Here is an 11,660-nt window from a genome sequence, read left to right as displayed (position 1 = left end):
GGGCCTAAAGCTCCAGGGGGTACAACTGTTCCATCGGGCAAAACCGTTCCAGGGGTCACATTAGCTCCATTCGTCCCTGCCGTTCCATCAGCTCCCGCAGTTCCACCAGGATTCACCCCAGCTCCATTCGTCCCTGCCGTTCCATTAACACCATTTTCCGTAGTACCCTCAGGGGTAACAATCTGTTGAATGGTGACACGGGGGACAGTAGGTAGAGCAAAAGGATCACTTCTACCATCCTCAATCTGCCTTAACCTTGCCTCAGGATCTGTAGAAGGTATAATCCCGTTAGCTGTACCAACGATAATAGGTTCTTCCACCTCCTCAGCTTGATTGTCCTCAGGTTGTTCGGCGGGGGGAATAGGAGGAATATCTTGAGAAAAATCTTCTTCCTCACCACCAATGGTACACCCTCCCAAAAACAACATACTAGAGAGTAATAAAATAGATATTTTATTCATAGAAAAAAAGTGAATTTTAATAGATTATTTTAACAATAATCCTCAATAATATTTTAATCAAATTCATCTTCTTTAATCATTCCTCTCATACTGCTAATGCCTTTTTTAATGCGACGGGAAACCGTAATTACACTAACCCCAAGACGTTCTGCGGTTTCTTTTTGGGTTAAATCTTGTAGGAATACAAATTCTAATACTTTTCGGGTGGTTTCTTCTAATTGAGATAAAGCCCCTTGTAGTCTGATTTTATCTTCTTCTACTAATTGAAAACTATGGTATTGGGCATCGGGAAGCATTTCCCCAAGGGTGGACTTATCTTCGTCATTGCTAGTTTTAGCGTCAAGACTCAAGGGTTCTCTATTTTTGTGAGCTAATTTCACCTCTTGCCATTCCCCTAGGGAAACTCCTAATTTTTTGGCAATTTCATGATCATTGGGTTGACGTTTTAATTCTTCTCTCAATTCCCTAACAATCCGATTTGCTTTATTTTTTAATTCTAAACAACGGCGAGGAATGCGAACGGAATAGCCTTTATCCCTTAGATAGTGTTGGATTTCGCCCCGAATGTAGGGAAGGGCAAAGGAGCTAAAAGCATAACCTTTTTCGAGGTCAAATCTTTCGATCGCCCTTAATAAGCCAAGACTACCCACTTGTAGTAAATCATCAAAATTTTCCTGACATTGATTTGTCCAATGGGATGCCTCTTTCTTAACTAAGCCTAAATTTAACTCAACAATACGATTACGAACTCTTTGCTCTTTATTTTGGGCATAGAGGGTAAATAATTCTTCGTTGGCTGTTTTATATTGAGTGGTAGATCTTATGGGCATTTTTCTATCTCTACTTATGAAATTCTTATCTAAATCATCCGATTTTGATTTCGGTCATGGGCTTGGGCAAATGAATTTTTTATGACACATTTACATCATAGGTCACTTTTGCTTATTTACACAACCGTATTTTTACTGTTTTTTATAACTTAAAAAATAATATACTTAGCTATTTTTACGGAGATTTTATAAAGTTTTATTAAGTTTTATTATTTCCTAATTAAAAGTTATTTATCTTGTCAAATTTAATACCATTATATCATAAAGCATTTTATGACAATTTACCATTAACTGATGATGAAAGTAAGATCATAATAGCTGTAAGTGTTATCTATCAACCTTTTCGGTTATGATTATAAGGAGCAGGAGTAAATGTAGATAACTATTTATGATGATCAATAGATTAGTTTTTCTGTTGGGGACATATGGTTTATAATTGGTAAACTGAATTATATTGTAGTGAAAAAAATGATTATTTAAATTAACTTCATAGCCAATTTTATAATTTATACTGTGATAATTAATACAATGTATAATTTATTTTGAGCAATTGAATTATATAAATATTAATTCATTTTAGGGCATTTTTATTTTTGTCACAATTTATAAAAAATATTAATCTGTTAACAGCGTCAAACAAAATCCCATGCCGAAAATATATCATCACCTCCGCTGGAGTATTTTCGCAGTTGCCCCACGGTGTAATGGATTACAAAGCTAACGGTAATTTGTTCAATAAATTGAACTAGGGTATATTTTGATAGACGAATTAAGTCTAAAACCTTGATTGAGCTAATGTACAATGGATGTTTGACCAAAAAATATTAGATTTGATGTTTCAACTACGAGCGCCCTTTAAACCCACAGGAGACCAACCGACGGCCATCAAGTCGATTATCCAAGCCTTAGACAAGGGCGATCGCTTCCATACCCTTCTTGGGGCAACGGGTACAGGGAAAACCTATACAGTGGCAAATGCCATCGCCCATCACCAAAAACCCACCTTAGTATTAGCCCATAACAAAACCCTTGCCGCCCAACTGTGTGAGGAATTGAGACAGTTTTTTCCCCATAATGCGGTGGAATATTTCGTTAGTTATTACGACTACTACCAACCAGAAGCCTACATCCCTGTTACTGATACCTACATCGAAAAAACCTCATCTATCAACGATGAAATCGATATGTTACGCCATTCCGCCACCCGTTCATTATTTGAGCGTCAAGATGTGATTGTGGTGGCTTCCATTAGTTGTATTTATGGTTTGGGTATCCCCTCAGAATATCTCAAAGCCTCAGTAAAACTAACGGTAGGGGCAGAATATGACACTCGGCAACTATTAAGAGACTTAGTCACCATTCAATATACCCGTAACGACATCGAATTGGCGCGGGGCAGTTTTCGCCTTAAGGGGGATGTGTTGGAAATCGTTCCCGCCTACGAAGATAGGGTAATTCGCCTTGATTTTTTTGGAGACGAAATCGACTCAATTTCCCTTTTAGACCCCGTAGATGGCTCATTTATCAAGGAATTAGAGCGCATTAATATCTATCCTGCAAGGCACTTTGTTACCCCTCAAGAACAGTTAGAAAGTGCGATCGCCTCTATCAAAGCAGAATTAGAAATTAGGCTAATTGAACTAGAAAAACAAGGAAAATTAGTAGAAGCCCAACGACTGAAACAAAAAACCCGTTATGACCTAGAAATGTTGCAAGAAGTAGGTTACTGTAACGGTGTAGAAAACTATTCCCGCCATCTCGCAGGAAGACAACCAGGGGAATCCCCTGAATGTTTAGTGGATTATTTTCCCAAAGACTGGTTATTAATCGTAGATGAATCCCATGTTACCGTACCACAAATTAGGGGAATGTATAACGGAGATCAAGCCAGAAAAAGAGTATTGATTGATCATGGTTTTCGACTACCTAGCGCTGCGGATAATCGCCCCCTCAAAGCCGAAGAATTTTGGCAAAAAGTCCATCAATGTGTTTTTGTATCTGCCACCCCTAGCCAATGGGAAATTGATCAATCCGAAGGAAATATTTCTGAGCAAATTATTCGCCCCACAGGTATTTTAGACCCAAGAATTTTTGTTAGACCAACAGAAAATCAGATCGATGATTTACTCGGAGAAGTGAAAAAAAGAATAGTCAAAAAAGAGCGAGTTTTAATTACAACTCTGACGAAAAGAATGGCAGAAGATTTAACCAATTATCTCCAAGAAAGGGGCATAAAAGTTCAATATTTACACTCAGAAATACAGTCTATCGAACGGATCGAAATTATCCAAAGTTTAAGGGCAGGGGAATTTGATGTTTTAATCGGGGTTAACCTTTTAAGGGAGGGTTTAGATTTGCCCGAGGTTTCCTTAGTAGTCATTATGGATGCGGATAAGGAAGGTTTTTTGCGTTCTGAAAAGTCTTTAATTCAAACCATCGGCAGGGCTGCTCGTCATGTTAATGGAGAGGCGATTTTATATGCGGATAATTTGACCGATAGCATGGAAAAGGCTTTAAATGAAACCCAAAGAAGAAGAAAGTTACAGTTAGCTTATAACAAAAAACATAATATTATTCCTAGGTCAATTAGTAAAAAATCTAGTAGCTCAATTTTAGAATTTTTAGATATAACTAGACGATTAAATAGTGAACAATTGGAAACGGTTTATAACAATATTGAAGAAGTAACCTTAGATAAAATTCCTGATTTAATTAAACAGTTTGAAGAACAAATGAAAACCTATGCTAAGGAATTAGAATTTGAAAAGGCGGCGGAAATAAGAGATAAAATTAAAAATTTAAGGACAAAGTTAAGAACTAATTAACTAACCTGAGTTCGGGATAAAATTTAAAAGGGCTAGAAAACTAGCCCCTTTGTTTTTGATATAAAATCGAGTGACGTTCCAATCATCAAAGATGAAGGATTCTTGGGCTGAACTAGCTCCTTTCACTAACGCTACTCACGAGTCTTACGGGTTCATGGCTAGGCTTTGCGGCCTACTCCTCAAGCGTTAAATTCCCGTCCGCCCGACGGTATGTATTTAAGATAACATATTCAATCTTGTATAAACAAGGAAAGTTTTTTGGTTTTTTAAGTTCAACTTGCCTGATAAATCGGTTTATTTACCCTTCTAAATATAGTTGGAAATATCTTCGTTACAATCATCGGCAAGATAGGAAAGGGAGCGAAATCTTAAGCCCACCAATTGTTCGTAAAGGGGATTTAGTTTACACATGGGGGGAATGTGGACAATTTTTTTGCCAAATAGTTTAATATCTCTTTCAAAGGGGCATTGGGGGGGGATCATTTTGCAGAGGAAACGAGCTACCCTAGGATCATTTATACTCATACCATCGAGCCATTTTTTGACGGGATTTAAAACATCGATCGCCCCTTCTTCTTTATCTGGAGAAATAAGGTTATTATTTTTTTGCTCTGGATTCCAGAGGGTGGATTCTAAGGCTTGGAGGGCTTCTATATCCAAATCTAAGGCTTCTTGAAAGTTATGGACGGAGTCGGCTTCGGCTTGGGAATATACTCCATTGGCGATGGCCATCATCACTGCAGTACGTAAAAAATTTTCTCTGATTTGTGCATCATCCCCTAATTCCGTGGCTAAATCTTCGGGGCAAATGGGTTCTAAATCACCTAAATTGGTATTAGGCATCAATTCATCTTGAGTCAAACTAGCGATCAAATCTTGTTCCTCAGGGTCAAAATGTCCGTCAGCATAGGCTACGGTTAACAGCCCCCTAAGCCAAGCGGTTATGGTGCGATCGTCTAATTTCTGCACCTCGTTATTTATAACCGCCGATTGATTATTATTATTCATGATGACATATAGAAAATCTAAACTACTTCCAATTCTATACAATCAATTTATGTATTGAACTAAGATTATTAATTACAAGACTTTTATCTCCTCATCACCCTATCTCCTCATCACCCTATCTCCTCATCACCCTATCTCCTCATCACCCTATCTCCTCATCACCCTATCTCCTCATCACCCTATCTCCTCATCACCCTATCTCCTCATCACCCTATCTCCTCAAACCTTAATTATGAATTTTGAACGCCCCTAGGGTATAATATTCAATCACATTCGATCTGTAAATATTAGGTGATGTCTGAGAAATTTTCCCGCCGTACTAAAATTGTAGCAACCGTAGGCCCTGGTTGTGCGAATCCCGAAACATTGCGCAAAATGATTCTTGCTGGCGCTAATACTTTTCGTCTCAACTTTTCCCATGGTACCCACGAAGTCCATCAAAGTAGTATTCGGATGATTCGTCAAGTGGAAAATGAGTTAAATCGTCCCATCGGTATTTTGCAAGATTTACAAGGCCCAAAAATTAGGTTAGGTAAATATGAATGTGGTTCTATTGAATTACATGAGGGGGATCGCTACGTACTCACCAGCAGAGATGTAAAATGTGATGAAAAAATTGCCTGTATAAGTTACGAATATTTAGCCGAAGAAGTTCCCCTCAATGCCAGAATCCTCCTTGATGATGGTAGGGTAGAAATGGTCGTAAAAGAAATTGACATAGAAAACAAAGATCTTCATTGTCAAGTGGTCGTCGGAGGTGTACTATCAAGCAACAAAGGGGTAAACTTTCCCAATGTTCGCTTATCCGTAAAAGCCCTAACGGAAAAAGACAAAAAAGATTTAATGTTTGGTTTAGATCAACGGGTGGATTGGATTGCCCTTAGCTTTGTGCGAAATCCCCAAGATGTGTTGGAAATCAAAGATTTAATTGCCAGTGCAGGAAAATCTACCCCCGTCATTGCCAAAATTGAAAAACACGAAGCCATCGAACAAATGGAAGAAATTTTATCCCTCTGTGATGGGGTAATGGTGGCAAGGGGAGATTTAGGGGTTGAGTTACCCGCCGAGGATGTTCCCATTTTACAAAAACGTTTGATACGCACCGCTAACCGTTTGGGTATTCCCATCATTACCGCCACCCAAATGTTAGACAGTATGGCAAATAGTCCTAGTCCCACCCGTGCGGAAGTTTCTGACGTTGCCAACGCTATTTTGGATGGTACTGATGCGGTGATGCTTTCCAATGAAACCGCTGTGGGTAAATATCCTGTTCAAGCTGTGGCCACCATGGCAAAAATTGCTAGACGTACTGAAGAAGAAAGGGATTCCATTGCACCCCATTTGTTAGGTCAAATGGATAATCAAAATATTCCCAATGCTATTTCTGGGGCTGTGGGACAAATCGCTAAACAGCTTAAGGCTAGTGCCATCATGACCTTGACGAAAACAGGCGCTACGGCTCGTAACGTGTCCAAATTCCGTCCTAAAACTCCCATTTTGGCCATTACCCCCCATGTGAGTGTTTCCCGTCAATTACAGTTGGTTTGGGGGGTGAAACCTTTATTACTGTTGGATATGCCTGGGTTAAAACAGGTGTTTAGTTCGGCTATTGAATTGGCTAGGGAAGAGGAGTTATTGGAAGATGGTAATTTAGTGGTGATGACGGCGGGAACTTTGCAAGGGGTGGCAGGTTCTACGGATTTAATTAAGGTGGAAATTGTTAAGGGTTTACTCAGTGAGGGGCTTGGTATCGGACAGGGGATAATTACTGGTCGTACTAAGGTGGTTTATGATATTAATAATCTGACTAATTTTAATCAGGGCGATATTTTGGTGGCGAAAAGCACTGATAATAATTATGTGGATGCCATGCGTCTAGCCAGTGGCATTATTACTGAAGAAGGTGGAGTGCGATCGCACGCTGCCCAAATCGGAATGCGTCTTGGTATTCCTGTAATTGTGGGAGTACAAGATGCCACTAGAATTATTCGGGATGCTAGTTTCGTCACCATGAAAATCGAACAAGGTTTAGTTTATCTTGGTACTGATGGTAGTCAGGATGGGGTTGATTAATTGATAATTGAGAATGGATAATGAACAAAAATGTTAATTAGTTCATCGTCTATTCTTATTCGTTATAAATAACCTGAGTTCGGGATAACACTTTCTTGTTAAGGCAGGGAATGGGCAATGGTAATAATAGTTTTAATACTATACATTTACTGTACTTTATCGGTGCGATCGCCCGATGACACTCCTTTAATCTTAGCAACGAATGATAAAAAATCCTCTACGGACATATCGGGATAAAGGGGGGGAGTTTCTGGAAGATAACCAATATTTTCCCTTACTGCCATGGGGTTTTCGTGGACTTCATACCCCGCAATTTTTGCACTACCTTGGGTGGCAGGAATATAGCCTGTTAAAATGCGCATGGTGGTGGTTTTTCCTGCTCCATTAGGGCCTAAAAAACCTAAAATAGTTCCTTTTTCGACGTTGAAGGAGACGTTTTTAATGGCTTGGGTTGCACCGTAGGTTTTACTCAGATTTTCAACTTCTATCATTTTTTAAAGTGTGGGGAATGGGCAATGGGGAATATAGTTAATCCGTCTATTGTGAATTTATAAAAGCGAGTCCATAAGTTCCATCACCATCATAGTATCATCAGACAATTCCTGTTGATTTTGCTGATCTACTTTAACCTGATATTCTAATAATCCTTTCATGGCAATGAGTTTGAGACTGTTTTCTGCATAGGCAGAGGCGATCGCCCGAGCCGATTTTACATAACCAATGGAGCCTAAATCCATTAAAGCAGAGCGTCTGAGTTGTAATTCTTTACCCTTGAGGGCTTCGACTAACATTTCTCCATAACTATCATCCCCGGTCAACTGATACATCGCCCTTTGGGCGGCATATTTAACCTTGGCAAAAGGATGATTAAGGAAGGGTCTAATCAAATTTAGGTCATTTTTAGCCTCAAGAGTGCCTAAAGCCTCTAAAATTGCTTCGTAGGGTTGATAGAGGTGGGGTTTATCAGGCACTGTATCTATGGCATAATCGGTTAATTCACCTGCGGAAACTGCTTTTTTGAGTAAATTTTGTAAAGGTGCGATCGCCCTTACATCCCCTAACATTTCCAAAGACTGCGCCGCCGACTCCCTGACGTAATAATCTTCACAATGAAGGCATTGAATTAAAGGCATCACCGCCCTTTCATCTCCTAACTTACCCAGAGCCTTAGCCGCATTGCGACGCAGAGGAAAACCACCATCGGGGGCTATATCCTTAGTGTCTGTGAGAGCGTTAATCAATGCCTCTAGGGCAACGGCATCATTTACCCGAAATTTCCCTAACCACCAAGCAGCATAGTAGCGGAGTCCTAAATCTTCTGTTTGGTTTAAATGGGCGATCGCACTCTCAACGGTTAAACTAGGAGCTTCAGTCATAGAAATAGCTTTGAATGAAGGAAAATAAATGTTCAAATACTCATTTTACCTTGACTTGATCAATATATCATTACCAAGAATTTGACTTTAAGGAAAGAAATGAAGAATATTATCTAAACTATTAACATTGATACAAAACCTCTGCCAATGACCTTTGAAGACATAATTAAAACTAAAAAACATTTTAGGTTCTCTAATCATACGTCAAAATGGATCGACTCTCTACGCTCCCAAGTTCGTAGTAAGCTCTTTAGAGCTTATTAATAATGGCTAAAGCCATCATTACAAACGAGAAAAGATCGCACCTTAAAACACTTATTGCATTCTTAATCAAAATAAGAACCTGATCATATTAGCATTTGTATTAAACCCTTTAGGACTAATTATATATGAGAGGAATATTAGTATAAACGATCGCACCGCTGATTAGGCAAAAATTGTGATAGATTTAGCATTTTTTTTACTTCACTTAGGGGAATTGAAGGACTACTATTTTCTTCTTGTTTCGCTTTTCTTAAATCTTGCAAATCTTCTAAATCTTCTAATAAACCTTGAATTTTGACAAATTCTTCATAGGGTAAAACTGCAAATTCTTTATTCCCATTTTTAGTTATAAATTCAGGATGTAATTGGATCATTCGTTTAACTCCATTATTAAAAATAAGCCTTACTTCATATTTCACTTTATTTTAATGATTAATATTTTATTTCTTGAATTAATATAACTAATCACATTTATATTTTGTTGTAAGCCAAGTTATTTTTTTCTACTCAAACTAAGTGCGATCACACCTTTTGAGTAGTAAGCACGGAGAGGGCTAATTACGCTTGGAGTGACTATTACATACGAGCAAAAAAAATCTGGTAGAAAATAAAAAATTAAAATCTTCTAATATCTACATCTAATTTTCTGCTGTGATAATCTCGGTGACAGGATTTACAAAGAGTTACCATATTGTGCATATCGGCAGCACCATCTTCACTGTAAGGTATTAGATGATGACCTTCCATGAATCCATCTTTTTCTTGTCCAACGTAACCGCATACTGCACACTCAAAAGAATCTAATTGTTTTACGTCTTTTTGAGCGTTTCTATGTTCTTTCGGTCTTCCCTTTGCCATGATTTTACCTCATACAAAATCTAAAAATAAATTTGAGAACAAAAAAAGTCTTAAAATGTTCTAGAAAAAATTATCCTTCACCAGTAATTTCTTTAGCCTTTTTCCCTGAAAGTTTCTTGCTCTCACCTACGACGCTAGTTCCTCTACCTTGTGGAGCAATCTCTCTTTTTTTGTTGACACACTCTGACTCCAATTTTTCTGCTTCTTTTTTGGTTAAGTTATCTACCTTAAAATTGACAGCATAATTTCTGTTTTCGTTCGACATAAAGTTTATCTCTCCAAATAAATAATACTATAAATTAAAAGGTTCTTACATGAACATTAGAATCACCAGAGTCAACTTCGCCAGATGGTTCATCTGGGTTGTCTATTTTTACATCAAACTCAATCTCGTCTTGCCCTTTGGTTATCAACCAACTACTAATTCTGGGGATTGAATTTTCGTCAGGCGTAATAGCGTACAAATAGTACTCTCCTTCTCTTTCTAGCAGTAAATTGAGTTTATCTCCAGAGAAAGAAGCACTGATCAACTTGTCGCTGTCTCGAAGAATCTTGATTTTGTTATTCATTTAATTAAGTAGAGTAAGGTAGTCTATATTATGTAAATTTTAACAAAATCCATCCTAATTAACTTACAAAATATCAAAGACCTAATCTTGTACCAATGATTGTTTCTGTTTGGGTCAATGAATCATATTCATGATTAGTTACAGTTTTTATACCTCTAATTAATTCATTTTCAGTAATGCGAATGATTTTTTGGGATGGATTATGAGAAACATTGTAACTGTGATAATTATTCGTTACATTACTTTCATCAAAATCTATACACAAAAATTGTTTCCTTATGTCTCGCATTTTCGGTTGATCTAAAATTGCAGTGACTCGCTCCAAATGATATATTTCTGTATCTACTGGAGTTACTATTTCTCTAAATTTTTTTCTTTCCCCAAGGCGAAGCTCTTGATTGGTTACGAAGATAAAATTATCCGCTTGATTTTTTTCCACTCCGAAGAAATCATCTTCGAACTTATTTTGAATTAACTTAAAATCTTGTTGCCCTCTTGGAAAATAAACTGCTACTAGCCATTTCTTGCCATTTTTTTGACAAATTGCATCTTTTAATCCATCTTTTCCACCTAATGGATGACTTGGATCAAACTCTTGATAACCTTCGGACAAGACAATTTGACCAGCTAATCTTTCGGCGACTGTTTGGCCATTAGTCCACTCTATTAATCGATGCCAAGTTTCGTCAAATCTGTTTCTACCCATACAAACATAGTTGTTTATAGATAAATATATAGATTTTAATCCTAACACAATCAATAAACTAAATTAATCCCCTTAACTAACTCGATACATTAAATACAAAATCAGAGTCTCGGATCTTGATATGCTTAAAATAGTAGATTATAGTAAAAATTAAGCGAAATATTATGACTTGGCTAGAAGAATATCATCAACACGTAGAAGAAAGAGCAAAGTTAGGCATTCCCCCCCTACCCCTTACTGCCGAGCAAACATCGCACCTATGCGAAATGTTGCAAAATCCCCCTGAAGAATTGAAAGAAGAATTAATGATGTTGCTTCGCGATCGCATTCCCCCCGGAGTGGACGAAGCATCCTATGTTAAAGCGGGGTTTTTAACGGCGATCGCCAAGGGTGAATTAACCTCCCCTATCATCTCTAAACAAGGAGCGGTAAGTCTTTTAGGTACTATGATGGGCGGTTATAACGTGCAATCCCTTGTGGGTTTATTGAAATCTAAGGATAGTAATATCGCCTCCGAAGCTGCGATCGCCCTTAGCAAAACCCTCCTCGTCTTTGATGCCTTCAACGACGTATTAGAACTATCACAAAGCAACTCCTACGCCAAACAAGTCATCGACGCATGGGCAGAAGCATCATGGTTTATCAGTAAACCCAAAGTACCCGAAACCATTACCGTCACAGTATTTAAAG

Annotated in this window: 11 protein-coding genes and 3 pseudogenes; 3 read left to right on the top strand and 11 right to left on the bottom strand. The window is 38.0% G+C overall.

Features of this window, described 5'->3' with window-relative positions; all coding sequences use genetic code 11:
- The 3 genes and pseudogenes from IQ215_RS13790 to IQ215_RS13780 form a co-directional block, all read right to left on the bottom strand.
- Positions 1–461 (bottom strand): annotated as a pseudogene (locus tag IQ215_RS13790) (hypothetical protein); the annotation flags it as partial.
- A 53-nt stretch (positions 462–514) separates the two neighbouring features.
- Positions 515–1,291: an RNA polymerase sigma factor SigF gene (locus IQ215_RS13785; protein WP_193801985.1), complete on the bottom strand. Its 777-nt coding sequence runs from the start codon at positions 1,289–1,291 to the stop codon at positions 515–517.
- 632 nt (positions 1,292–1,923) lie between these two features.
- Positions 1,924–2,094, bottom strand: coding sequence for a hypothetical protein (locus IQ215_RS13780; RefSeq protein ID WP_193801984.1), 171 nt, complete (start codon positions 2,092–2,094; stop codon positions 1,924–1,926).
- Between the two features lie 30 nt (positions 2,095–2,124).
- Between IQ215_RS13780 and uvrB the strand changes: the two genes are divergently transcribed.
- Entirely contained in the window at positions 2,125–4,116 is a 1,992-nt protein-coding gene (gene uvrB, locus IQ215_RS13775; protein WP_193801986.1) for an excinuclease ABC subunit UvrB, read from the top strand.
- A 306-nt stretch (positions 4,117–4,422) separates the two neighbouring features.
- On the opposite strand, the gene IQ215_RS13770 is transcribed toward uvrB, so the two are convergent.
- Positions 4,423–5,124, bottom strand: a complete 702-nt coding sequence (locus IQ215_RS13770) for a Mo-dependent nitrogenase C-terminal domain-containing protein (RefSeq protein ID WP_193801983.1) — start codon at positions 5,122–5,124, stop codon at positions 4,423–4,425.
- A 291-nt stretch (positions 5,125–5,415) separates the two neighbouring features.
- Between IQ215_RS13770 and pyk the strand changes: the two genes are divergently transcribed.
- A complete protein-coding gene (gene pyk / locus IQ215_RS13765; protein ID WP_431355540.1) occupies positions 5,416–7,197 on the top strand; it encodes a pyruvate kinase in 1,782 nt (593 codons plus the stop codon).
- 152 nt (positions 7,198–7,349) lie between these two features.
- On the opposite strand, the pseudogene IQ215_RS13760 reads toward pyk, so the two are convergent.
- From IQ215_RS13760 to IQ215_RS13730, 7 genes and pseudogenes are all read right to left on the bottom strand, one after another.
- Positions 7,350–7,688: pseudogene (locus IQ215_RS13760) on the bottom strand (ATP-binding cassette domain-containing protein); the annotation flags it as partial.
- A gap of 57 nt (positions 7,689–7,745) precedes the next feature.
- Positions 7,746–8,573 (bottom strand): HEAT repeat domain-containing protein, encoded by an 828-nt coding sequence (locus IQ215_RS13755; RefSeq protein ID WP_193801981.1) that lies wholly within the window; start codon positions 8,571–8,573, stop codon positions 7,746–7,748.
- 401 nt (positions 8,574–8,974) lie between these two features.
- On the bottom strand, positions 8,975–9,211 hold the full coding sequence (locus IQ215_RS13750; protein ID WP_193801980.1) for a type II toxin-antitoxin system Phd/YefM family antitoxin: 237 nt from the start codon (positions 9,209–9,211) through the stop codon (positions 8,975–8,977).
- Between the two features lie 241 nt (positions 9,212–9,452).
- Positions 9,453–9,695 (bottom strand): HNH endonuclease, encoded by a 243-nt coding sequence (locus IQ215_RS13745; protein WP_193801979.1) that lies wholly within the window; start codon positions 9,693–9,695, stop codon positions 9,453–9,455.
- Positions 9,696–9,765: 70 nt separating this feature from the next.
- The gene (locus IQ215_RS13740) at positions 9,766–9,960 is read right to left on the bottom strand and encodes a hypothetical protein (RefSeq protein ID WP_193801978.1); all 195 of its coding nucleotides are present in this window, start codon (positions 9,958–9,960) and stop codon (positions 9,766–9,768) included.
- 34 nt (positions 9,961–9,994) lie between these two features.
- Positions 9,995–10,264: a hypothetical protein gene (locus tag IQ215_RS13735; protein WP_193801977.1), complete on the bottom strand. Its 270-nt coding sequence runs from the start codon at positions 10,262–10,264 to the stop codon at positions 9,995–9,997.
- Between the two features lie 73 nt (positions 10,265–10,337).
- On the bottom strand, positions 10,338–10,970 hold the full coding sequence (locus tag IQ215_RS13730) for a hypothetical protein (RefSeq protein ID WP_193801976.1): 633 nt from the start codon (positions 10,968–10,970) through the stop codon (positions 10,338–10,340).
- 164 nt (positions 10,971–11,134) lie between these two features.
- Between IQ215_RS13730 and IQ215_RS13725 the strand changes: the two are divergent.
- Positions 11,135–11,660 (top strand): annotated as a pseudogene (locus IQ215_RS13725) (bifunctional aconitate hydratase 2/2-methylisocitrate dehydratase); the annotation flags it as partial.

Origin of the sequence: Cyanobacterium stanieri LEGE 03274 (assembly GCF_015207825.1) — a bacterium.
Classification (GTDB): domain Bacteria; phylum Cyanobacteriota; class Cyanobacteriia; order Cyanobacteriales; family Cyanobacteriaceae; genus Cyanobacterium; species Cyanobacterium stanieri_B.
The sequence above is the reverse complement of the archived record's forward strand: the minus strand, read 5'-3'. Positions and strand labels throughout refer to the sequence as shown.